The following is a 22,342-nucleotide window of genomic DNA, read 5'->3' as shown; positions in this document are numbered from 1 at the left end:
CTCCATTCGTGGTGTGCGAATGGGCGCCGTTGATGCGTTTGAACAGCGGTTGCAGCTGTCAGTGACAGTGCGACCGGCCGTTGAGTACGCCCCATCCGAGCCTGACAGAGGTGATCTGCTGCAGCGCCCCTCGGACAGGTGGCGGGAGCGGCCGAAACCAGGTTGGCCGCTGTGAAGCTGGGCGATTATAGCTGCCTCGAGCGAACTGCCCAAGGCTTTCTGTCGGTTGTCGATCGAGGGGCGCCCTGGTTATTGGCTGTGGTGCCGAGCATCGTCTTCGCACAGTCATGGACGGCCCCAGTTGGGGCGGGCAGGATGCGCTGGCATTTGCCCACAACAATAATAGATGGAGTCGTTATGACCATTGCTTACGGGTGCGTACTGATTGCCCTGATCCTGCCTTACCTGTCCACCGTCGCGGCCAAGGGCGTGAGTGGTGGTTTCAATCCGAAGCATAATTACGATCCGCGCGCTTTTCTCGCCACGCTCAGTGGTGTGGGGCGGCGCGCAAATAATGCTCAGTTGAACGCCTTTGAAGTCACCCCGGCGTTCTCCGTCGCGGTGATCATTGCCCATCTGGCCGGCGGTGCGGCCCAGAGCACCCTGGATCTGCTGGCTATCGCCTTCGTCGTCAGCCGGTTGCTGTACCTGGCCTGCTACCTGGCCGATTGGGCGTCGTTGCGTTCGTTGGTCTGGTTTGTCGGCATGGGGTTGATCATCAGCCTGTTCGTTGTTTCGGCCTGATTTGCTTGTCAGTTCGAGGGGCGTGAGCGCTCCTCGATAGGGCCTGCGACGGCCGGGGTTTGGTGTTCCGCCTTTAGGCGAGGATACTGTCGGCCGCCGTTCAGTCGCTAAGTGTTGCTCATGACCTTGAAAAAACGCTCCATCATCCTGCTGGCCTGTCTGACATTGACCGCGTGTGGTGGGGTCGACCCGAACTCGCCGCAGGGCCAGCGCCAGGCGATCTTCAAGCAGATGCTGAAAACCGGCGAAGACCTCGGCGGCATGCTGCGCGGGCGCATCCCCTTCGATGGGGTCCGCTTCGCGGCAGGAGCGGTCGAGCTCGACGGCCTCTCGCAGCAGCCGTGGCAGCACTTCCCGCAGGTCAAGGAAACCGACAAAAGCAGCGCCAAGGCCGAGGTCTGGGAAAACCAGGCGCGCTTTCAGGAGTTGGCACGCGAGCTTGAAGGCGCAACTGCGGCGTTAGTGCTCGCGAGCACGCAACAGCCGCTGGAGCCGCTCAAGCTCGGCCCACCGGTACAGGCTGTCGAAGACGCTTGCGAGACTTGCCACAAGGCGTTCCGCACCCACTGATCAGCGGCCCAGCTGATCCTGGGCTTGCTGCAGCTCTTTGCGCGCTTCGGCGAGTTTGTCCTTGCGGCTGTTGATTTTCTCGGCATCGCCTTTGGTCATGGCTTTGCGCAGATCGCTCTCGCGCTGGCTGACCTCATGCTGGGCATCGAGGACTTTCTCTTCGCGGGTCTTTTGCAGCGAGTCGATGCTGCACCCAGCTTTGACCTTGCTCAGGGCTTTCTCCAGCCCCGCTTGCTGACTGCTATTGCTGTCGGTCTTGGCCTGCTCGATCTGCGCGTTGATGGCCTGGCGTTTGGCCGCGCAGCCGGTTGGCGCGGTATCGTTTTCGGCGGCCGAAAGTGCGCTGGCGAACAGGCTGAAGGTGGTGAGCAAGGCGGCGGACAAGCGGTTACGCGGTGACATACAACACTCCAAAGCAGCTAGGGTCACGCTAGAGTCGACTGCGCCCAGCGGGAAAAGTTTGTCCGCAATCCTGACAGATGTGCGCGTTGTTGCGGCAGATCAGTGTCTCCTCGCCTCACTCTAGAAGCCCTCGATGCCCGCGGCGTGCAGTTGCGCGCGCAAGGCCAGCGCCTCGGGATGGCGAAAGAATGCGCGGAGCTGTCGGGCGCGGGTCGGGCCTATGCCCGGCTCGGCTTGCCACGGCTGTTCGCTGCGCCGGGCCAGTTCCTCGCATCGGGAGCATCCTTGCTCGGGAAGTGACTTGGCACGTCTAGACCCGGCAGGCGAAGTGGCGGCGCGCTGCTTTGCGTCGAGCAATAAAAAGCCCCGCACTGGGCGGGGCTTTTTACTTTCCGGCTGACCTTTACAGGCCGGCAGCGGCGCGCAGGGCGGCGGCTTTGTCGGTTTTTTCCCAGGTGAAGGTGGTGAAGGTGTCGCCATCCACCGTCACTTCTTCCGGGGTGCGGCCGAAGTGGCCGTAGGCCGCGGTGGCCTGGTACATCGGGTGCAGCAGGTCGAGCATCTTGGTGATGGCGTATGGACGCAGGTCGAACACGTCGCGCACCAGCTTGATGATGGTGTCTTCCGCTACTTTGTTGGTGCCGAAGGTGTTGATCGACACCGAAGTCGGTTGTGCCACGCCGATGGCGTAGGACACCTGGATCTCGCAACGTTCGGCCAGGCCGGCGGCGACGATGTTCTTCGCCACATAACGACCGGCGTAGGCGGCCGAGCGGTCAACCTTGGATGGATCCTTGCCGGAGAACGCACCGCCGCCGTGACGGGCCATGCCGCCGTAGGAGTCGACGATGATCTTGCGGCCGGTCAGGCCGCAGTCGCCCACTGGGCCGCCGATGACGAAATTGCCGGTCGGGTTGATGTGGAACTGGGTGTCCTTGTGCAGCCATTCAGCCGGCAGCACGTGCTTGACGATCAGCTCCATCACGCCTTCACGCAGGTCCCTGTAGGACACTTCCGGGCTGTGCTGAGTCGACAGCACCACGGCGTCGACGGCGACCGGCTTGCCGTTTTCGTAGCGGAAGGTGACCTGGGATTTGGCATCTGGACGCAGCCACGGCAGCAGGCCGGACTTGCGTGCTTCGGCTTGGCGCTCGACCAGGCGGTGGGCGTAGCAGATCGGTGCCGGCATCAGCACGTCGGTGTCGTTGCTGGCATAACCGAACATCAGGCCCTGGTCGCCAGCGCCCTGGTCTTCCGGCTTGCTGCGGTCAACGCCCTGGTTGATGTCCGGGGACTGCTTGCCGATGATGTTCATCACCGCACAGGTGGCACCGTCGAAGCCGACGTCGGAGCTGTTGTAGCCGATGTCGATGATGACGTTGCGGACGATTTCTTCGAGGTCGACCCAGGCGCTGGTGGTGACTTCGCCGGCGATGATCGCCACGCCGGTTTTCACCAGGGTTTCGCATGCCACGCGGGCGAATTTGTCCTGGGCGATGATGGCGTCCAGCACCGCATCGGAGATCTGGTCGGCAATCTTGTCCGGATGTCCTTCGGACACGGACTCAGAGGTGAAAAGAGAGTATTCGCTCATCTCGACGGTTTCCTAGGTTATCGATGGAGGCACCGATGGGTGAGGGTCGCCAGCCGGCCGCTGAAAGTGTCGGACCTGAATCTGGAAACCATTACGTAAGCCCACATACAGGCTTTCACCGGGCATAAGCCCTGCGGCTGTGGCCCAGCGGGCCAAATCGTCCTGTTCAAAGCCCAACCAGAGATCACCGCAGGCCTCCCTGGCCCAACTCTGATTGTGGCTGCACAACTCGGTGATCAACAAACTGCCGCCGGCCTGTACGCGCGGCGCCAGTTGTTTCAATGCTTCGGCCGGCGCGGGGAAATGGTGCAGGACCATATTCAGCACCACGCAATCGGCGGTCTCGCCAGCCTCGCCCAGGGCATCGGCCAGCTGTAAATCGACATTGCCCAGCCCTTCGCGCTCGCAGCGCTGGCGCGCCAGCTCGAGCATCGCCGGGCTGTTATCCAGCGCGGTGACCCGGCTGAAACGGCGGGCCAGTTCCGGCAGGAAGCCGCCGTCACCGGGACCGACTTCCAGTGCCGTGGCGCCAGCGGGGAAGCTCAACGCATCGAGCAACGCCAACACGCTATCGCGGTACTGTGGCAGCCCGGCGATCAAATCCTGTTGCGCCTGAAAGCTGGCCGCCATGCGCGCAAAGAAGTCGTGGCTGGCCGCGGCGCGTTGGCCGTGCACCAGGCCGATGCGCGTCTGCACGTCCGCCGGCAGGGGCAGTTCATCCACTTCGTCCAGCAGCGCCGCGTGCAGCGTGCCGCCCAACAACTCGCTCTGCGGCAAGGCGCGGCGATAGAAGATCGCGTTGCCCTCGCGGCGGGTGGCGACCAGCCCGGCTTGGGCGAGCACCTTCAGATGGTGGCTCATGCCGGATTGGCCGATGGCGAAAATCTGCGCCAGTTCCAGTACCCCGAACGAATCGTTAGCCAGCGCGCGCAACACATTCAAACGCAGCGGGTCGCCACCGGCTTTGCACAGGGCGGCCAGTTCATCGCAGTCGTCATGGCGGATCAAGGGTGCGCGCAAGTTCATGGGGCGGCAGTCTAGCCCCCGGTTTTTCTGCTCGCAATGCCAATATCAAAAAGTTTTGATATTGGCTGATAGGCGGCGCTGCTGTCGCCGACCGGGCTTGCGCGAATCATCGGCCAGCAGGCGGCTTCTATAAAAGCCACGCGAGCTGGCCGGATAAGCGGTCGCTATCCAGGTTGTTTGGCCCGGATGAGTCGGTGAATGCGTGGGGCTGGCCGTCGAAAAACGACCGCTACGCGGCAAAAATGGCCCTGCTGGCGAGCTTTTGCCCGAGGCGCGACCATCTGTGATTGCCCCGGCGGGGTTGGCTGGGCGAAAATAGCCGCCTTTTTTCGATCCGCTGTTTTAATGCAGCCCTCCCAGGAGATCAGCGATGCCCAGCCGTCGTGAGCGTGCCAACGCCATTCGTGCCCTCAGCATGGATGCCGTGCAAAAAGCCAACAGCGGCCACCCCGGTGCTCCTATGGGCATGGCCGACATCGCCGAAGTGCTGTGGCGCGACTACCTCAAGCACAACCCGAGCAACCCGGAGTTCGCCGACCGCGACCGTTTCGTACTGTCCAACGGCCATGGCTCGATGCTGCTCTACTCGCTGCTGCACCTGACCGGTTACGACGTCACCATCGATGACCTGAAGAATTTCCGTCAACTCAACTCGCGAACGCCGGGCCACCCGGAGTTTGGCTATACCGCGGGCATTGAGACCACCACCGGCCCGCTCGGCCAGGGTCTGGCCAATGCCGTGGGCTTCGCCCTGGCGGAAAAAGTCCTGGCGGCGCAGTTCAACCGCGACGGGCACAACATCGTCGACCACCACACCTATGTGTTCCTCGGCGATGGCTGCATGATGGAAGGTATTTCCCATGAAGTCAGCTCGTTGGCCGGCACCTTGGGCCTGGGCAAGCTGATCGCTTTCTACGACGACAACGGCATCTCCATCGACGGCGAAGTCGAGGGCTGGTTCACCGACGACACGCCCAAGCGTTTCGAAGCCTACGGCTGGCAGGTGATCCGCAATGTCGACGGCCACGACGCCGACGAAATCAAAACCGCCATCGACACCGCGCGCAAGAGCGCACAGCCGACGCTGATCTGCTGCAAGACCGTGATCGGTTTCGGCTCGCCGAACAAGCAAGGCAAGGAAGACTGCCATGGCGCGCCGTTGGGTAACGACGAAATCGCCCTGACCCGTGCGGCACTTGGCTGGAAACATGGCCCGTTCGAAGTACCGAGCGAACTCTACTCTGCGTGGGATGCCAAAGAAGCTGGCGCCGCCGCCGAGGCCGAGTGGAGCCAGCGCTTTGCTGCTTACACCGCCGCTTACCCGGAGCTGGCCAGCGAGTTCAGCCGGCGGATCAAGGGCGAGCTACCGGCCGACTTCGCGGCTAAGGCCGCGGCCTATATCGCCGATGTCGCCAACAAGGGCGAAACCATCGCCAGCCGCAAGGCCAGCCAGAATGCCTTGAACGCCTTTGGCCCGCTGCTGCCGGAATTCCTCGGCGGTTCGGCCGACCTGGCCGGCTCCAACCTGACCCTGTGGAAAGGCTGCAAGGGCGTCACGGCCTCCGACGCCAACGGCAACTACATGTTCTACGGCGTGCGCGAGTTCGGCATGAGCGCGATCATGAACGGCGTCGCCCGCCACGGTGGCTTCATTCCTTACGGCGCGACCTTCCTGGTCTTCATGGAGTACGCCTGCAACGCGGTGCGCATGGCTGCACTGATGAAGCAGCGCGTGCTGTTCGTCTACACCCATGACTCCATTGGCTTGGGCGAGGATGGCCCGACCCACCAGCCGATCGAACAACTGGCCAGCCTGCGGATGACGCCGAATCTGGACTGCTGGCGTCCCTGCGATGCGGTGGAGTCCGCGGTGGCCTGGAAGCAGGCTATCGAGCGCCAGAACGGTCCGTCCGCGCTGATTTTCTCCCGACAGAACCTGGCACATCAGGCGCGGGAAGTGGAGCAAGTCGCCAATATCGGCCGTGGCGGCTACGTACTCAAGGACTGCGCCGGCGAGCCGGAGCTGATCCTGATCGCCACCGGCTCCGAAGTTGGCCTGGCGGTGCAGGCCTTCGACAAGTTGACCGAGCAGGGCCGCAAGGTGCGCGTAGTGTCCATGCCGTGCACCGGCGTGTTCGATGCCCAGGACGCCGGTTACAAGCAGTCCGTACTGCCGCTGCAGGTCGGCGCGCGGATTGCCATCGAAGCGGCCCACGCCGACTACTGGTACAAGTATGTCGGCCTCGAAGGTCGGGTGATCGGCATGACCACTTTCGGTGAGTCGGCACCGGCGCCGGCGTTGTTCGAGCATTTTGGCTTCACTGTAGAGAACATCCTCGAACAGGCCGCCGAGCTGCTGGAAGGCTGAGAGTCCGAGTAGGATGGTTTGAGCGTAGCGATACCCATCGGATCGATTGATGGGTTACGCCGTTGCGCGGCTAACCCATCCTACGCTTGCATGCCCCGTCACCCGCTCAGTGAGCCCGTCCATGTCCCAACGTCCTTACAAAGTTGCCCTCAACGGCTATGGCCGGATCGGTCGTTGCGTGCTGCGCGCGTTGTATGAGCGCGGGGCCAAGGCCGGTTTCGAGGTGGTGGCGCTCAATGATCTGGCCGATCTGGCCAGCATCGAATACCTGACGCGTTTCGACTCCACCCACGGCCGCTTTCCGGGCGACGTGCGGATCGAAGGCGATTGCTTGCACATCAATGGCAGCAGCGTACGCGTGCTGCGCAGCGCCACCCCGGAAGGCGTCGACTGGGCCGCGCTGGGCATCGACCTGGTGCTCGAGTGTTCGGGCGCCTACCACACCCGCGCCGACGGTCAGCGCTTTCTCGATGCCGGTGCGCCGCGCGTGCTGTTCTCGCAGCCGATGGCCGGCGAGACGGATATCGACGCCACCATCGTCTTCGGGGTCAACCAGCACCAGCTCAGCGGCGCCGAACGCTTGGTCTCCAACGCTTCCTGCACCACCAACTGCGGCGTGCCGTTGCTCAAACTGCTGAATGAGGCGGTGGGGCTGGAGTATGCGTCCATCACCACCATCCACTCGGCGATGAACGACCAGCCGGTGATCGACGCCTACCACCACGAAGACCTGCGCCGCACGCGTTCGGCGTTCCAGTCGGTGATTCCGGTGTCCACTGGTCTGGCGCGGGGCATCGAACGGCTGTTGCCGGAACTTGCCGGGCGGATACAGGCCAAAGCTGTGCGCGTGCCGACGGTCAACGTGTCCTGTCTGGACATTACCTTGCAGACGGCCCGCGATACCGATGCCGGCGAAATCAACCGCGTGCTGCGCCAGGCGGCCGAGTCGGGTCCGCTCAAGGGCCTGCTGGCCTATACCGAGCTGCCGCATGCCAGCTGCGATTTTAATCACGATCCGCATTCGGCGATTGTCGATGGCAGCCAGACCCGTGTTTCCGGCCCTCGGCTGGTGAACCTGCTGGCCTGGTTCGACAACGAATGGGGTTTTGCCAACCGTATGCTCGACGTTGCCGACCATTATCTGCACGTTTCAGCCAATCCAATTGAACAACCAGCCCCGTGAAGGACTGCGCCATGACCACGCCTTTCGTAAAAATCGCGAAAATGATCGACCTCGACCTCCAGGGTAAGCGCGTACTGATCCGCGAAGACCTCAACGTGCCGGTAAAAGACGGCGTGGTGACGAGCGATGCGCGCATCCTGGCCTCCCTGCCAACCATCAAGCTGGCACTGGAAAAAGGCGCCGCGGTGATGATCTGCTCGCACTTGGGTCGTCCGACCGAGGGTGAGTTCTCGGCCGAGAACAGCCTCAAGCCGGTCGCCGATTACCTGAGCAAGGCCCTCGGCCGCGACGTGCCGCTGGTGGCCGACTACCTCGACGGCGTCGAGGTCAAGGCCGGCGAAATCGTGCTGTTCGAGAACGTGCGCTTCAACAAGGGCGAGAAAAAGAACAGTGATGAGCTGGCGCAGCAGTACGCGGCGCTGTGCGATGTGTTCGTCATGGACGCCTTCGGTACCGCCCACCGCGCCGAGGGTTCGACCCATGGCGTGGCCAAGTTCGCCAAAGTCGCTGCGGCGGGTCCGCTGCTGGCCGCCGAGCTGGATGCGCTGGGCAAGGCCCTGGGTGCGCCGGCCAAGCCGATGGCAGCCATCGTTGCCGGCTCCAAGGTCTCGACCAAACTCGATGTGCTCAATAGCCTGAGCCAGATCTGCGACCAGTTGATCGTCGGTGGCGGCATCGCCAACACCTTCCTCGCGGCGGCCGGTTACCCGGTCGGCAAGTCATTGTATGAGCCGGATCTGCTCGATGTGGCCAAAGCCATCGCCGCCAAGGTCAGCGTGCCGCTGCCAGTTGACGTGGTGGTGGCCAAGGAGTTCGCGCAAAGCGCCGTGGCGACGGTCAAGGCCATCGCTGACGTTGCCGAAGACGACATGATCCTCGACATCGGCCCGCAGACTGCTGCGTTGTTCGCCGAACTGCTGAAGTCGTCGAAGACCATCCTCTGGAACGGCCCGGTCGGCGTCTTCGAGTTCGACCAGTTCGGTCACGGCACCAAGGCCCTGGCCCTGGCCATCGCCGAAAGCCCGGCGTTTTCCATCGCCGGGGGTGGCGACACCCTGGCAGCTATCGACAAATACGGCGTAGCCGACAAAATCTCCTACATCTCCACCGGTGGTGGCGCCTTCCTCGAGTTCGTCGAGGGCAAAGTGCTGCCGGCCGTTGAGGTCTTGGAACAGCGCGCCAAGGCGTGAGTTTTGAACATGCTCAAGCCCTTGCTGGTGCTGATGGTTGCGGCTTTTGTCGCGGGCTGTGCGAGCGCGCCCGAGCGCCAGGTCGACGTGGCTGAACAGCGCCAGTCAGGGCCGGATGAGCAAAGTTGTTACCGCAAAGCCTGGTGGGCGCAAACCGGCCCGCTGCTTTACCGGCGCTTCGGCGAAGAGGCTATGCCAAGGCCTGCGCTGATCGGCGATGAGCCGCTGGCGGCCGCTGCACCAGCGGATGAATGCCCGTAAATCGGTAGTTGGTCCGCTGGCGGCAACCAACCGCAGCCAGTAGTGGTCTTTGTAGTGGGCTTGGCGTAAGCGGAGGGCCTCACTATGAAGTGCCATCTTTCGATGCCGGTTATGGCGATGCTGATGCTGCTGTGTTTGGGGCTTGCAGGTTGTGCCGAGGGGCGAGCGCCGAGTACCTGTGCGGTGTGGAGCCCGGGGCAGATGCCCCAGCCGAGCGACAACGACACGCAGGAGCAACGGTGCCCCTGAATAATGGCCAAGGACGAGCGGCGCATGCTGGCTCGTGCACAAGGAGTGTTGGATGAAAGGCTTTATAGCCCTGACCGTATTGGTCATGCTGGCCGGTTGTGCCAGCTCGCCGCCGCCGACGGATCAGTGGACGCGCTGGGTCTGCGACAGTCAGGCGCAAGTGCTCTGGCGTTTCGCCGACAACCATCAGGAAGCGGTCGATCTGCGCCTCGGTGGCGGCGACATCGTCTACCGTCTCAAGCAGGAACCTGCTGCTTCGGGGGCGTTCTATAGCGATGGTGTCCTGGCCTTTCACAGCCAGGGCGAGGAAGGTTTGCTTTACTGGGTTGCCAACAACGACCTGATTGGTCGCGGCTGCAAAGCCCGGTAAGGATTCAAGTGGCAGGGCCGGCAGGCGAGATCGATTTGCCGCTTGGCGCTGTCATGGTGGCTAACGCAGTGCGTTCTTCGCCCTATACAATGCACGCCATTGCAGGCTTGCACGATTAACGACCCCCAACCGGGAGATAGGTAAACCATGGCACTTATCAGCATGCGCCAGATGCTGGATCACGCCGCCGAATTCGGCTACGGCGTTCCGGCTTACAACGTCAACAACCTGGAACAGATGCGCGCCATCATGGAAGCGGCTGACAAGACCGATTCCCCGGTGATCGTGCAGGCCTCCGCCGGCGCGCGCAAATACGCCGGCGCACCGTTCCTGCGTCACCTGATCCTCGCGGCGATCGAAGAATTCCCGCACATCCCGGTGTGCATGCACCAGGATCACGGCACTAGCCCTGACGTCTGCCAGCGCTCGATCCAGCTGGGCTTCAGCTCGGTGATGATGGACGGCTCCCTCGGCGAAGACGGCAAGACCCCGACCGACTACGAATACAACGTCCGCGTCACTCAGCAGACCGTGGCCATGGCCCATGCCTGCGGCGTGTCGGTGGAAGGTGAGCTGGGCTGCCTGGGTAGCCTGGAAACTGGTATGGCCGGCGAAGAAGACGGCATCGGCGCCGAAGGCGTGCTCGATCACAGTCAGATGCTGACCGACCCGGAAGAAGCCGCCGACTTCGTCAAGAAGACCCAGGTCGATGCCCTGGCCATCGCCATCGGCACCAGCCACGGTGCTTACAAGTTCACCAAACCACCGACCGGCGATATCCTCGCCATCGACCGCATCAAGGCGATCCACGCGCGCATCCCCAACACCCATCTGGTGATGCACGGTTCTTCTTCTGTTCCGCAAGAATGGCTGGCGATCATCAACCAGTACGGCGGCGAGATCAAAGAGACCTACGGCGTGCCGGTCGAAGAAATCGTCGAAGGCATCAAGCACGGCGTGCGCAAGGTCAACATCGACACCGACCTGCGTCTGGCGTCCACCGGTGCCATGCGCCGTTACATGGCTCAGCACCCGAGCGAGTTCGACCCGCGCAAGTTCTTTGGCGAAACCGTCAAGGCCATGCGCGATGTCTGCATCGCCCGTTACGAAGCCTTCGGTACTGCTGGCAACGCCTCGAAGATCAAGCCGATCTCCCTGGAGAACATGTTCCAGCGTTACGCCAAGGGTGAGCTGAACGCCAAGGTGAACTGATCACCACGCGTTTATCGCGCCAACGAAAAGCCCGCAGCGATGCGGGCTTTTCGCGTTTTCAGGGGGTGGCGACGGGCAGCGGCTTGTGGTCGATCTTCAGGCTGTAGAAGGTCGCGTTGCCTGCTTCGGTTTCATAGCCGGTGTTGTCCTGGGGGTAGACGCCGGCCTTGAAGTACAGCGGCTTGGCTGCCCAACTGGAGCTCAGCTGTTTGCTCCAGAGGGTGCTGTTGATCATCACGCTCAGGCGCCCCGACGGTGACAGGTTGAGCACGTAGGTGAAACGCTGATTCAGCTTGATGCCCTTGAGCACGGTGATCACCTGGCCTTCCTCGTCGAGCGGCGTGCCGCGTACCTTGATCACCATGTTGGCCGTGGCGCTGGCGGTTTTGTACTGGTACTCCAGCTTGAGCATCGGCTTGTCGCTGCCGTAGGCGTGGATCTGGCCGATCACGATCTTGCCGGTCGATGGTACCTGGCCGACGCTCAGGGCCGCGCTCAGAGAGTTATCGGCTGCCGGGTAGGTCCAGTTGCGCAGCTTGCCGTCCGCGAAGGTTTCGCGCAGTTCGCTGCGTGGGTAGCTGGCGTTGGCCGTGGTGGTGCCATTGACCGGTGCCCAGAAGAACAGCGTGTCCGCGCTGGATTTGAAGTAGTGATCCTGATAACCGCCGACCAGCAGCGGAGTGGCGATGGTGACGGAAGGCACACCGACAGGGATGGTGAGGTTCCAGGTGGCAAGGTCGATCATGGCTGATTCTCCGTGGGGCGGTTGATCCGGTCGGGTGCTACGCCAGCAAGGGGCTGCTCGGTGTTCCAGTCGGCGACATGCGAGCGAAGGCGTGCGGGCGGCCGCTGGGCGCTGTGCTAGCGGTCGTTTCTCGGAATCTGTATCGGGATATCTGAGCTGCGCTTGATGACCGCCCGTCTTTATTCTGGCGCCATAATTAAGGCGTTTTTTGGCGGAGTCCGGGTGGAGCCGTGTGGTGCGCCGAGTCCGGTGTGGCTGAAGTGTTTCTGCCATGGAACCAGGAGCAGGTCCGAGCCGACCAGCGGTTCTGCCCGGGGTGGTCATCAGCTGGCGCACACAGGCAGATCCCACCCTGGCTGCATGCGCGTTACACTGGCGCGCCCAGATCCGGTTCAGTCACAGTCCATGAGTGCGCTCAAATACCTCCAGGCCTACCCCGCCACCCTGCAGGACCAGGTGCGCCAGCTGATTGCGGAAAATCGCCTGGGCGACTACCTGAGCCAACGCTACCCGGCGCGGCATGCGGTGCAAAGCGATAAGGCGCTGTATGCCTACACCCTGGCGTTAAAGCAGGAGCACCTGAAGAGCGCTCCGGGCATCGACAAGGTGTTGTTCGATAATCGCCTCGACCTGACCCACCGCGCCCTGGGGCTGCACACGGCGATCTCGCGGGTGCAGGGCGGCAAGCTCAAGGCGAAGAAGGAGATTCGCGTGGCCTCCTTGTTCAAGGACGCGGCGCCGGAGTTTCTCAAGATGATCGTGGTGCATGAGCTTGCGCACCTGAAAGAACACGAGCACAACAAGGCGTTCTACCAGCTCTGCGAATACATGCAGCCGGGTTATCACCAGTTGGAGTTCGATCTGCGCGTCTACCTGACCTACCGCGAACTGGCGGGCCGCCCGTCGGCGGACGCCGCGCGCTAAGGGCGACGAGCCGCCGGACTTACTTGCGCAACAGCAGATTGAGCTGATCGACGATCTCGGCCCAGTCGGCATCCTCGAGAATTTCCTCGCGCAAGAAGGCCGCTTGCGCCGGTGTCCAGAAGGACGCCTCGGCCAGGCTCAGCGCGGCTGGCAGGGGCGAGTGGGTGGATACGAAGGCGTTGATGCTGGCGGGGTCGGCAGGCAGCCCCAGTTGCTTGAACAGGGATGGGAGGCTGTGGGTAGGGGATTCCATGGGCTTCTCCAGAGAGCGGGCTTGAGCGGGCAGGCCGCAGGTAGTTTGCCCGGCAGTCGCTGCTTGAACTAAAACCCTAGCCTAGATCGCCCCCCGCCGGGCGATTTGCATCACCCACGGAAACGACCGTCCGCGCCTCCAGCGTCCTCACGTCGAACGCCTGTTGTGTCGACGTGGCCTTGTGCGGGCGGGCGCAGCCGCAGGGCGACCGCTAATGGCAAACCTCGCAGACCTCGGCGCTGGGTACCAGCTTGAGGTACTGATCCATGCGCATATGCACCAGGTTCTTGTGATCACCTGCCTCCAGGTAGATGTCCTGCTGGCGAGTGAGCATGGGGTCGACCACCATGTTCATTCCGTAAGCTTCACCCAGCGCTGGCACGGCGCCGCGCTCGCAGTCCGTGAACAGCGTGGCGATCGTGCTTTCTTTGGTCAGTTGCCAAGCCTCTGCACCCCGTACTTTGCCCAGGTCCAGGTGCCGACTGGCAGGCACCACCGCCATCAGATAGCGGCCATGCTGGTCATCGAGGATCACCGATTTCGCCACCCGCTCCGCTGGAATGCCAGCCACCCGGGCTGTCTCCAGGCTGCTCGCCGAGTGCGGGTGCGCCACGAGGTCGAATTCGCAATGCGCCTGTTCCAGGCTGCGTTGTAAGGTTTTTGCCATGCGCATGATGCACCTCCATGCCCTGTCACCGATGCAGGGCTGTTGGTTGTAAGAGTTCCCCTGATTGAAAGTTTAGGCAGTGCACCGGCACGTGGCAGCGTGTGGCAGTAACACTTGCTGCTATGGGCGGGGGTCGATAGCGATGATTGGCCTAAGGAGAGGTAATCGGCAGACGGGTTCTACGGCGCGGCCTGGTGCCGATAAGTGAAGTGGTGGCCTGCGAGGGTGTTCCCAGAGTGTGACGGAGGACGTGAATGAATCGCTTTGCGCCACTTCCATGACGCCAGAATATAGTCTAATAATGGCGTGTGGCCATTATTGCGTGACGCTTGCTGCGCCGCTTGGCCCGGATGGGGCTGTGGTCCTGCGTTGAGGTGGCGGGCGATGGATGTTGGCCCGCATGGATGGCGACGAATAATAAGGAAGAGACCCGTGTCGCGCACTGTGCTGCTGTGTGTGTTGTGGTGGCTGGCGAGCGGCGTGTCGGCACAGACGTTGCGCCTGGTGGCGGATATCTGGCCGCCGTTTACCGACCAGAGCCTGCCGAACGGTGGCTTGGCCAATGACTTGGTCAGCACTGCCTTGACCCGCGCCGGTTACGCCACGGAGTCGGTGCAGGTGCCCTGGGCGCGGGCGCTGCATGGCATCGAGGCGGGTCGTTATGACGTGCTGGTGAACGCCTGGTTCACCGAAGAACGCACCCTGGTTGGGCAGTTTTCCGCCCCTTATCTGGTCAACCGCGTGCGCTTGCTCAAACGCAAGGGCGCGCCGATTGACTTCACCACGCTGGCGGATTTGCAGTCTTTCAGTATCGCGGTGGTGCGTGGTTACACCTACAGCGCCGACTTCGACCGCGCGACCGGTTTGCGCAAGGTGCCGGTGCTCGGCTTTGCCAGCGCGGCGCGCATGCTGCACGCCGGACGGGTCAACCTGACACTGGAGGATGAGTACGTTGCACGCTATTACCTCAGCCGCGAGTCGAGTCGTGTGCGCGATAGCCTGGAGTTTTTGCCCAAGCCGCTGAGCGAGAACAACCTGCATATTCTGGTCAGCCTGCACAACCCGCAACATGCGCGGATCGTCACGGCCTTCAATCGGGCGATCAAGGCGATGAAGGCTGACGGCAGCTACATCGCACTGTTCAAACGCCACGGGTTTTAGCCGCTCAGGTTCGCCGGCATGCCCGGCGGGCTTGGGCAAGTCACTGCTAGTGTTTAGCCTTTATCTCAGGTAGGGACGCGCGTGGAGGCTGGATAGTCGGGCTATGCCAAGTATCGGCAGGTAGTGTCGCAGTTGATGTCCGGCGCCGAGCAACTACCCAGTCTGCCGATGATCACGCGGGAAATTCGTCGGGCGCTGCACAGCCCTGATGTCGGTCTGGGCGACTTGAGCCGTTTGTTCGGCAAAGCCCCGGCCCTGGCGGCTTACGTCAAGCTGTTGCCGCCGCTGAACCTGATCGCCGACAACGGCGAGTTGCGCTAGGGGCTTGGCGGGCTCAGTTCTGACCGGGGCTAGCGTGCGGCGTCAGGTGCATACGGCCCCACCCGGTCGCGCAGCAGATGCGCGGCGAGGGTGCGCAGCGGGCCGAGCTGGCGGCAGATCAGCGCCAGCTCGCTTTGCACCAGGCGTTCGCGGTCGTCCATGTCCTCCGGCAGTTGCTCCAGCGCCTTGGCGAGGTTCTCTTCGGCATCGCTGTGGACGGTGACCGGGGTTTTACTCGCCAGGTTCTGCGCCACTTCATCGAGGCTGCTGGCCAGACGCGTGGCGGCGTCGCTGAGCAGACTGGGCGGTGCGGCGCTCGCTAAGGCTTCGCCACGGTGGGCGCCGAGGGCCGAGAGATAGCTGAGCAAGGTGTGCGACAGCACCAGAAAGCGGAAGCCGATATCCGCCTCTTTGCGGAAGTGACCGGGCTCCATCAGCATATTGGCCAGGGTGCTGGAGAGCGCGGCGTCGGCGTTGTGCGCATTGCGCCGGGCCAGGCGGTAGGCCAGGTCGTCGCGTTTGCCGTCGACGTACTGCTGCATGATCTGTCGCAGGTAATGGCTGTTGCAGCTGAGGGTGTTGGCCACCACCTGGTTGAGCCGCCGACCTTGCCAGTCCGGCAGGATCAGGAATACTGCGAGGCCGGCGATCAGGCTGCCGAGCAGGGTGTCGACCAGGCGCGGCACGATCAGCCCGTAGCCGTCGCCGATCTGGTTGAAGCAGAACATGATCATCAGCGTGATGGCGGCGGTGGAGAGGGTGTAGCGGGTCGCCCGATTGGCGAAGAACACCACGCCGGCGATGACCGCGAACATGGCCTGGATCAGCGCGCTGGGAAACAGGTCGAACAGCGCCCAGCCGAGCACCAGGCCGATTACCGTGCCGCTGACGCGCTGCACCAGCTTGCGCCGGGTGGCGCCGTAGTTCGGTTGGCAGACGAACAGCGTGGTGAGGATGATCCAGTAGCCTTCGCTCGGGTGGATCAGGTGCAGCACGCCATAGCCGGCCGTCAGCGCAATCGCCAGGCGCAGGGCGTGACGGAATAGCAGCGAGGTGGGCGTCAGCTGCAGGCGCAGGCGGGTCCAGATGTCCTTCAGCGAGCGCGGCGAGCGGTCGAGCAGGCTGTTGTCCTGTTCGTCCGCCAGGGCATCCGGGTTGTTGGCGTTGCACAGCAGGTTATTCAACGTACCGAGGTTGCTGGCCAGCGCGCGCAGCGAGCGCAACAGGCTGCGCCAGGCCGGATTGCTCTGGCTGCGCAGGTGTTCCAGCGAAGCCTGCAGATCACTCAGGGCCTGGGCCGAGAGGTCGCCGTACTCGAACCTCTGGCGCAGTTGGATGGCCTGGGCCAGCGCCTGACAGGCTTCGCCCTGCTGGCGCAGCAGGCGTTGGCAGCGGAACAGCACATCGCTGTGGAAGAACGCCTCGGCCAGCTCGTTGTAGGGGTAGTGCGAGGAGCTGGCGCGTTCGTGGATGTCTTGTGCCATGAAGTACAGCTTCAGGTAGCGGCTGACCTTCGGCCCTGGCCGGTCATTGCCGACGCGGTGCAGGATGATTTCTTTGGTACTGTTGAGCGCGCCCACCAGACGGCCATTCTGTTGCGCCAGCTGCAGGCGGCGTTGTTCCAGATCCAGCCCGCGCACCGGCTCGAACAAAGCGGATTTGAGCTTGAGGTAACGGCCCAGTTCACGGAACAGGCGCGCCAGGCTCTGCTGCACCGGTTGATGAACGAACAGCGCCTGCCAGATCACCGACAGCAGGCCGTACCAGGCCGCCCCCGCCACCAGCAGCAGGGGTTCATGCCAGAAATTGGCTGTCGCGCCGTCCCGCTGGTCGACCCCGATCATGGTGTAGACCGCCAGGATCAGGGTGGCCTGGGCGATGCTGGCGTAGCGCTCGCCCAGCGCGCCGAGCATGGTCAGGCTGAAGCTCGACAGCGCCAGTGCGCCGACGAACAACCATGGATAGGGGAACAGCAACTCGACCGCCACCGAGGCCACGCTGAAGCAGCCCAAGGTCACCAGCAGCGCCGTCAGCCGGCCTTGCCAGCTGTCATCGGTTTCCGCCAGGGCGCTGGCGATGATGCCGAGGAACAGCGGAATCAACTGGTGCATCGCATCCTGTGCCCAGCACAAGGCCATGCTGCCAGTCAGTGCGATGAACGTACGCAAGCTGTAACTGAACTTATCCAATGCCCAGAGGCGGCGCAGGGAATGGCTGATTGAGGGGGAAGACATCGAAGGCTGAAAACCTGGCTGGCGATAAACCGATTAGAGCGGATATGCGTGCCGCTGCGAACAGTCTGCGCAGACTTTTTAGCAGAAATCGTGCGTTGAACGGACGCCCATCCCGTACCTCCTGCGTCAACTAAGCTGTAAACACAGGCTGCCATGCGCGAGCGTCGCAGCAACCGCAGCCTGTGCTCGGCTGTGAGCCGCTGTTGGCAGTGGGAGGCAGGCATGGCGGCCCGTGGGGATTTACCAGGAGGCTTCCGTGAACCGTCGGTGGTGGCGCAGTCTGCTCTTGCTGTCGATGCTGGCCGGATCACCGACCGGTCAGCTGCCGGCTGCTGATGCGGAGCCGGCCGCAGGGGGCGCAGTCATGCTGCTGACGGTGAACGATGCGATCGGCCCGGCCAGCGCCGATTACCTGATTCGTGGTCTGGCGCGGGCGGAGGACGAAGGCGCGCAGTTGGTGGTGCTCAACATCGACACCCCGGGCGGGCTGGATACTTCGATGCGCTCGATCATCAAGGCGATTCTCGCCAGCCCCTTGCCGGTGGCCAGTTTTGTCGCCCCGAGCGGGGCGCGGGCCGCCAGTGCCGGCACCTACATTCTCTATGCCAGCCATATCGCCGCCATGGCGCCGGGCACCAACCTCGGCGCCGCCACGCCGGTGCAGATCGGCGGCATGCCGGGTACCCCTCCGGGGCAGCCGAATCCCCCCGCCGATCCGGCGGCGGACAAAAGCCCGGCGGCGGGGCCTGAAGACACCCTGAGCAAAAAGCAGATCAACGATGCCGCCGCCTACATCCGCGGGCTGGCCCAGTTGCGCGGGCGCAATGTCGAGTGGGCCGAGCAGGCGGTGCGCGAGGCGGTCAGTCTGTCGGCCGAGGAAGCGCTCAAACTCAGGGTGATCGACTACGTGGCGGCCGATCTGGGTGATCTGCTCAAGCAACTGGACGGCAAAAAGTTGAACACCGCCGGGCAGACCGTGCAATTGCATACTGTTGGCGCGGTGCTGATCAGCCATGAACCGGATTGGCGTACGCGCCTGCTGGCGGTGATCACCAACCCCAGCGTGGCGCTGATCCTGATGATGATCGGTGTGTACGGCCTGTTCTTCGAGTTCATGAACCCCGGCACGGCGGTCGGTGGGGTGCTCGGTGGCATCTGCCTGATTCTCGCGCTGTATGCCTTGCAGCTGCTGCCGGTGAGCTACGCCGGGATGGCGCTGATCCTGCTCGGTATCGCTTTCATGGTGGCCGAAGCCTTCCTGCCGAGTTTCGGGGTGATCGGCTTCGGCGGCATCGTCGCCTTCGTGGTCGGCGCGGTGATCCTGATCGACACCGAGGTGCCGGGGTTCGGCATTCCGCTGGCGCTGATCATCACCCTGGCGCTGACCAGCGCATTGCTGCTCGCCCTATTGGTCGGCATGGCGCTGAAAGCCCGGCAGCGGCAGGTTGTCAGCGGCGATGCGGGCCTGGTCGGCAGCCTGGCCACGGTGGCGGCGTTGCAGGCGGGCGATCCACTCGCCGGCTGGGTGCTGCTGCAAGGGGAGAACTGGCAAGTGCTGAGCCAGGCGCCGCTGCACCCCGGGCAGCGGGTGCGGGTGGTGGCGCGCAAGGGCCTGCTGCTGGATGTCACTGCGGCTGACGAGACGCCGCCGCGAGGAGACTGATCATGGGCTTGGAAATGGGGTTTGGTGCGCTGCTGGCGCTGCTGATCGGGCTGGCGGCTTCGGCTTTTCGTATCCTGCGCGAATACGAGCGCGGGGTGGTGTTCCAGCTCGGACGCTTCTGGCAGGTCAAGGGGCCGGGGCTGATCCTGCTGATTCCGGCGGTGCAGCAGATGGTGCGGGTGGATCTGCGTACCGTGGTGCTGGACGTGCCGCCGCAGGACGTGATCACCCGCGACAACGTATCGGTCAAGGTCAATGCGGTGCTCTACTTCCGCGTGCTCGACCCGCAGAAGGCGATCATCCAGGTCGAGGACTTCCTCATGGCCACCAGCCAGCTGGCGCAAACCACCTTGCGTGCGGTGCTCGGCAAGCATGAACTGGACGAGCTGCTGGCCGAGCGCGAACGGCTGAATGTCGACATCCAGCAGGTGCTGGACGCGCAGACCGACGCCTGGGGCATCAAGGTGGCGACGGTCGAAATCAAGCACGTCGACCTCAACGAGTCGATGATCCGCGCCATCGCCAAGCAGGCCGAAGCCGAACGCGAACGGCGGGCCAAGGTGATCCACGCCGAGGGCGAATTGCAGGCTTCGGAAAAACTGATGCAGGCCGCCGAAATGCTCGGTCGCCAGCCTGGCGCCATGCAGCTGCGCTACATGCAGACGCTCGGCGCGATCGCCGGCGACAAGAGTTCGACCATCGTCTTCCCGTTGCCGATCGAGCTGTTGAAAGGCATGGCCGACTTGTCGCCGAAGACCTGAGTGGCCCGGTAAACGCGCGGTTTTCAGCGGAATCAACCAAAACCCGGACGCTATTCAGGGCCTGCCGTGGCGGCGATTCCCTAGGCTATACCTCAGCGAGCGGTGCACCGCTCAATCGATCTGGAGGTTGTCATGCGTATCGGCGTACCCAAGGAAATCAAGAACCATGAATACCGTGTCGGCCTGACGCCGCAGTCGGTGGCCGAGCTGAGCGGGCTTGGCCATGAGGTCTGGGTGCAGACCCAGGCGGGCGCGGCCATCGGTTTCAGCGACGAGGATTACCGCGCGGCCGGCGCACGGATCGGTAAGGACGCTGCCGAGGTGTTCGCTGAGGCGCAGTTGATCGTCAAGGTCAAAGAGCCGCAGGCCGGCGAGCGTGCCCGGTTGCGCCCGGAGCACACGTTGTTCACCTACCTGCATCTGGCGCCGGATCTGCCGCAGACCGAGGAGTTGATGGCTTGCGGAGCGATATGCATCGCCTATGAAACCGTCACCGATGCGCAGGGGCGTTTGCCCCTGCTGGCTCCGATGTCCGAAGTGGCCGGGCGGATGTCGATCCAGGCCGGCGCCAACTGCCTGGAAAAGGCCCGGGGCGGGCGCGGCGTGCTGCTCGGCGGGGTGCCTGGGGTGGCGCCGGGCAAGGTGGTGATCCTTGGCGGCGGTGTGGTCGGCAGCCATGCGCTGGCCATGGCGGTGGGGCTGGGCGCGAATGTCACGGTGCTGGACAAGAACGTCGATGTCTTGCGTCGCCTGGACGCGCAGTATGGCAACCGCATCCGCACGCTGTACTCGACCCGTACGGCCCTGCACGAACAGGTGCTGGCGGCGGACCTGGTGATCGGCGGGGTGCTGATCCCCGGTGCGGCGGCGCCGAAGCTGATCACGGCGCAGATGATCCGGCAGATGCAGGCGGGTGCGGTATTGGTGGACGTCGCCATCGACCAGGGCGGTTGTTCCGAAACCTCGAAAGCCACCACCCACGACAATCCGACCTATGTGGTCGATGGGGTGGTGCATTACTGCGTGGCCAACATGCCCGGTGCGGTGGCGCGCACCTCGACCCTGGCGCTGAATAACGCGACCCTGCCTTTTGTTAGCGCACTTGCGGAGAAAGGCACGCGGCGAGCCCTGGAAGAAGACCCGCACCTGCTCAACGGGTTGAACGTCGCCAAGGGCGTAATCACCTGCGGCAGCGTGGCCGAGGCTCACGGCCTGCCGTTCCAGTCTGCCAGCAGCGTGCTGGAGCATCTCTAAGGAAGCGCTGAATTAACGTTCTTTCGTCGTTCCCGCGAAGGCGGGAGCCCAGCTGTCGTGCAGGTTCTGGATCCCCGCCTACGCGGGGATGAAGATTATTTCGGCCCTTCCCAGTTGCGTAGGCTGGGATATTCGCCAAGCGGTTTTCCTCCACGGGGAGTCCGGGTTGCTTGGCGGGTGGATAACTAGAGCGTTATCCACCCTGGGTCTGAACTCCCGAGCCGTTGTCTTGGCCTGCTGGGCCACTCGCCGAGCCAGGCGCACCGAGCCTAAGCTTGGGTATCTTCCGCCGAGTAGTGTCGCGATGCCCGCCAAGACCGTTGTAATCCCTTTGCCCAGTCGCGATTTCGATCCCAGCGAGGTCGCGCTGAGTTGGCAGATAGTCCGCACGGCGGGCTATCGGGTGTGCTTCGCCACTCCGGATGGGCGCCCGGCCCTGGGCGATCCGCTGATGGTGACGGGCATGGGCCTGGACCCCTGGGGTTGGATTCCCGGCTTGCGCCGGTTCAGGCTGCTCGGCCTGCTCCTGCGCGCCCGGCGCGGTGCGCGTGAGGCCTATCAAGCGCTGCTGGCGGATGCGGAATTTCGTCAACCGCTACGCTATGAGCAGCTCGAGGTGGCCGACTTCGACGGCTTGCTGCTGCCTGGCGGGCATTGGGCACGGGGCATGCGCGACTATCTGGAGAGCGAGGTATTGCAGCGCTTCGTCGCGGCTTTCTTCGTCAGCGACAAGCCGCTGGCGGCCATCTGTCATGGCGTGGTGTTGGCTGCACGCAGCCAGGCGGCGGATGGCCGTTCCGTACTTTACGGGCGCAAGACCACCGGCCTGACCTGGGCGATGGAGAAGAGCGCCTGGAACCTGACGCGTTTCTACGGTCGTTTCTGGGCGCCGAACTACTACCGGACTTATCTGGAGCGGCCTGGGGAACCCGCGGGTTATCGGAGTGTGCAGGCCGAGGTGAGCCGCGCCCTGGCCAGTGCGCATGACTTCCTCGACGTGCCCGCGGATGCGCCGGAGCATCTGCGCAAGACCAGCGGCCTGCACCGGGACAGCCTCGATGACAGTCGCCCGGCCTGGGTGGTCTGCGACGGCAATTACATCTCCGCGCGCTGGCCGGGGGACGTGCACAGCTTCGCCCGGCAGTTCGTCGAGCGGTTGGGGCGTTAGGCGAAGCAATCGCGAAATCCGT

22 protein-coding genes, 1 pseudogene and 1 riboswitch are annotated in these 22,342 nt (G+C 63.5%); of the genes and pseudogenes, 15 read left to right on the top strand and 8 right to left on the bottom strand.

The window, feature by feature from the left end; genetic code table 11:
* Positions 1 to 14: 14 nt before the first annotated feature.
* Positions 15 to 138: riboswitch (S-adenosyl-L-homocysteine riboswitch) on the bottom strand.
* 219 nt (positions 139 to 357) lie between these two features.
* Both AC3IYG_RS20865 and AC3IYG_RS20860 read left to right on the top strand, forming a co-directional pair.
* A complete protein-coding gene (locus AC3IYG_RS20865; protein WP_489311384.1) occupies positions 358 to 744 on the top strand; it encodes an MAPEG family protein in 387 nt (128 codons plus the stop codon).
* A 120-nt stretch (positions 745 to 864) separates the two neighbouring features.
* A complete protein-coding gene (locus tag AC3IYG_RS20860) occupies positions 865 to 1,314 on the top strand; it encodes a c-type cytochrome (RefSeq protein WP_489311383.1) in 450 nt (149 codons plus the stop codon).
* Here AC3IYG_RS20860 and AC3IYG_RS20855 read toward each other — a convergent pair whose 3' ends face one another.
* The 4 genes and pseudogenes from AC3IYG_RS20855 to AC3IYG_RS20840 all read right to left on the bottom strand — a co-directional run bounded on the left by AC3IYG_RS20855 (position 1,315) and on the right by AC3IYG_RS20840 (position 4,336).
* Positions 1,315 to 1,716: a DUF1090 domain-containing protein gene (locus AC3IYG_RS20855; RefSeq protein WP_489311382.1), complete on the bottom strand. Its 402-nt coding sequence runs from the start codon at positions 1,714 to 1,716 to the stop codon at positions 1,315 to 1,317.
* A gap of 120 nt (positions 1,717 to 1,836) precedes the next feature.
* Positions 1,837 to 2,025 (bottom strand): annotated as a pseudogene (locus AC3IYG_RS20850) (NAD-dependent DNA ligase LigB); the annotation flags it as partial.
* 94 nt (positions 2,026 to 2,119) lie between these two features.
* Positions 2,120 to 3,310, bottom strand: a complete 1,191-nt coding sequence (gene metK, locus AC3IYG_RS20845) for a methionine adenosyltransferase (RefSeq protein ID WP_489311381.1) — start codon at positions 3,308 to 3,310, stop codon at positions 2,120 to 2,122.
* 12 nt (positions 3,311 to 3,322) lie between these two features.
* Positions 3,323 to 4,336, bottom strand: coding sequence for an ArsR/SmtB family transcription factor (locus AC3IYG_RS20840; protein WP_489311380.1), 1,014 nt, complete (start codon positions 4,334 to 4,336; stop codon positions 3,323 to 3,325).
* 370 nt (positions 4,337 to 4,706) lie between these two features.
* Between AC3IYG_RS20840 and tkt the strand changes: the two genes are divergently transcribed.
* The 6 genes from tkt (at position 4,707) to fba (ending at position 11,169) form a co-directional block, all read left to right on the top strand.
* Positions 4,707 to 6,704, top strand: a complete 1,998-nt coding sequence (gene tkt, locus AC3IYG_RS20835; RefSeq protein ID WP_489311379.1) for a transketolase — start codon at positions 4,707 to 4,709, stop codon at positions 6,702 to 6,704.
* Positions 6,705 to 6,825: 121 nt separating this feature from the next.
* On the top strand, positions 6,826 to 7,887 hold the full coding sequence (epd, locus tag AC3IYG_RS20830) for an erythrose-4-phosphate dehydrogenase (protein WP_489311378.1): 1,062 nt from the start codon (positions 6,826 to 6,828) through the stop codon (positions 7,885 to 7,887).
* A gap of 11 nt (positions 7,888 to 7,898) precedes the next feature.
* Positions 7,899 to 9,077 carry a phosphoglycerate kinase gene (locus tag AC3IYG_RS20825; RefSeq protein WP_489311377.1) on the top strand — a complete coding sequence of 393 codons (1,179 nt, stop codon included), beginning with the start codon at positions 7,899 to 7,901 and terminating at the stop codon, positions 9,075 to 9,077.
* A 9-nt stretch (positions 9,078 to 9,086) separates the two neighbouring features.
* On the top strand, positions 9,087 to 9,338 hold the full coding sequence (locus AC3IYG_RS20820) for a hypothetical protein (RefSeq protein ID WP_489311376.1): 252 nt from the start codon (positions 9,087 to 9,089) through the stop codon (positions 9,336 to 9,338).
* A 301-nt stretch (positions 9,339 to 9,639) separates the two neighbouring features.
* Positions 9,640 to 9,957 (top strand): MliC family protein, encoded by a 318-nt coding sequence (locus AC3IYG_RS20815; protein WP_489311375.1) that lies wholly within the window; start codon positions 9,640 to 9,642, stop codon positions 9,955 to 9,957.
* Between the two features lie 147 nt (positions 9,958 to 10,104).
* Positions 10,105 to 11,169 (top strand): class II fructose-bisphosphate aldolase, encoded by a 1,065-nt coding sequence (gene fba / locus AC3IYG_RS20810; RefSeq protein WP_119952761.1) that lies wholly within the window; start codon positions 10,105 to 10,107, stop codon positions 11,167 to 11,169.
* Positions 11,170 to 11,227: 58 nt separating this feature from the next.
* On the opposite strand, the gene AC3IYG_RS20805 is transcribed toward fba, so the two are convergent.
* Positions 11,228 to 11,914: a polysaccharide lyase family 7 protein gene (locus AC3IYG_RS20805; protein ID WP_489311374.1), complete on the bottom strand. Its 687-nt coding sequence runs from the start codon at positions 11,912 to 11,914 to the stop codon at positions 11,228 to 11,230.
* Positions 11,915 to 12,319: 405 nt separating this feature from the next.
* On the opposite strand from AC3IYG_RS20805, the gene AC3IYG_RS20800 reads away from it, so the two are divergent.
* Positions 12,320 to 12,838, top strand: a complete 519-nt coding sequence (locus tag AC3IYG_RS20800) for a M48 metallopeptidase family protein (protein WP_489311373.1) — start codon at positions 12,320 to 12,322, stop codon at positions 12,836 to 12,838.
* Between the two features lie 19 nt (positions 12,839 to 12,857).
* Here the strand turns inward: AC3IYG_RS20800 and AC3IYG_RS20795 are convergent, their stop codons facing one another.
* Both AC3IYG_RS20795 and AC3IYG_RS20790 read right to left on the bottom strand, forming a co-directional pair.
* Positions 12,858 to 13,091: a DUF2789 domain-containing protein gene (locus tag AC3IYG_RS20795; RefSeq protein ID WP_489311372.1), complete on the bottom strand. Its 234-nt coding sequence runs from the start codon at positions 13,089 to 13,091 to the stop codon at positions 12,858 to 12,860.
* Between the two features lie 211 nt (positions 13,092 to 13,302).
* On the bottom strand, positions 13,303 to 13,764 hold the full coding sequence (locus tag AC3IYG_RS20790; protein ID WP_489311371.1) for an aminoacyl-tRNA deacylase: 462 nt from the start codon (positions 13,762 to 13,764) through the stop codon (positions 13,303 to 13,305).
* Between the two features lie 426 nt (positions 13,765 to 14,190).
* On the opposite strand from AC3IYG_RS20790, the gene AC3IYG_RS20785 reads away from it, so the two are divergent.
* Together AC3IYG_RS20785 and AC3IYG_RS20780 are read left to right on the top strand one after the other, a co-directional pair.
* Positions 14,191 to 14,919 (top strand): substrate-binding periplasmic protein, encoded by a 729-nt coding sequence (locus AC3IYG_RS20785; protein ID WP_489311370.1) that lies wholly within the window; start codon positions 14,191 to 14,193, stop codon positions 14,917 to 14,919.
* Between the two features lie 123 nt (positions 14,920 to 15,042).
* Entirely contained in the window at positions 15,043 to 15,240 is a 198-nt protein-coding gene (locus AC3IYG_RS20780) for a hypothetical protein (protein ID WP_489311369.1), read from the top strand.
* A gap of 29 nt (positions 15,241 to 15,269) precedes the next feature.
* Here the strand turns inward: AC3IYG_RS20780 and yccS are convergent, their stop codons facing one another.
* Complete coding sequence (gene yccS / locus AC3IYG_RS20775; RefSeq protein WP_489311368.1) at positions 15,270 to 17,474, bottom strand: YccS family putative transporter; 2,205 nt, start codon at positions 17,472 to 17,474, stop codon at positions 15,270 to 15,272.
* A gap of 295 nt (positions 17,475 to 17,769) precedes the next feature.
* Here yccS and AC3IYG_RS20770 point away from each other — a divergent pair, with 295 nt between their 5' ends.
* The 4 genes from AC3IYG_RS20770 (at position 17,770) to AC3IYG_RS20755 (ending at position 22,320) form a co-directional block, all read left to right on the top strand.
* Complete coding sequence (locus AC3IYG_RS20770; protein ID WP_489332215.1) at positions 17,770 to 19,137, top strand: NfeD family protein; 1,368 nt, start codon at positions 17,770 to 17,772, stop codon at positions 19,135 to 19,137.
* Between the two features lie 2 nt (positions 19,138 to 19,139).
* Complete coding sequence (locus tag AC3IYG_RS20765; RefSeq protein WP_489311366.1) at positions 19,140 to 19,898, top strand: slipin family protein; 759 nt, start codon at positions 19,140 to 19,142, stop codon at positions 19,896 to 19,898.
* 132 nt (positions 19,899 to 20,030) lie between these two features.
* Positions 20,031 to 21,152, top strand: a complete 1,122-nt coding sequence (ald, locus tag AC3IYG_RS20760) for an alanine dehydrogenase (RefSeq protein ID WP_489311365.1) — start codon at positions 20,031 to 20,033, stop codon at positions 21,150 to 21,152.
* A gap of 304 nt (positions 21,153 to 21,456) precedes the next feature.
* Entirely contained in the window at positions 21,457 to 22,320 is an 864-nt protein-coding gene (locus AC3IYG_RS20755) for a type 1 glutamine amidotransferase domain-containing protein (protein WP_489311364.1), read from the top strand.
* The last annotated feature ends 22 nt before the right edge of the window (positions 22,321 to 22,342 follow it).

It is taken from the genome of Pseudomonas sp. KH_027 (genome assembly GCF_057838565.1).
Note: the sequence above shows the minus strand (reverse complement) of the source record. Positions and strands in the feature narration are given on the sequence as shown.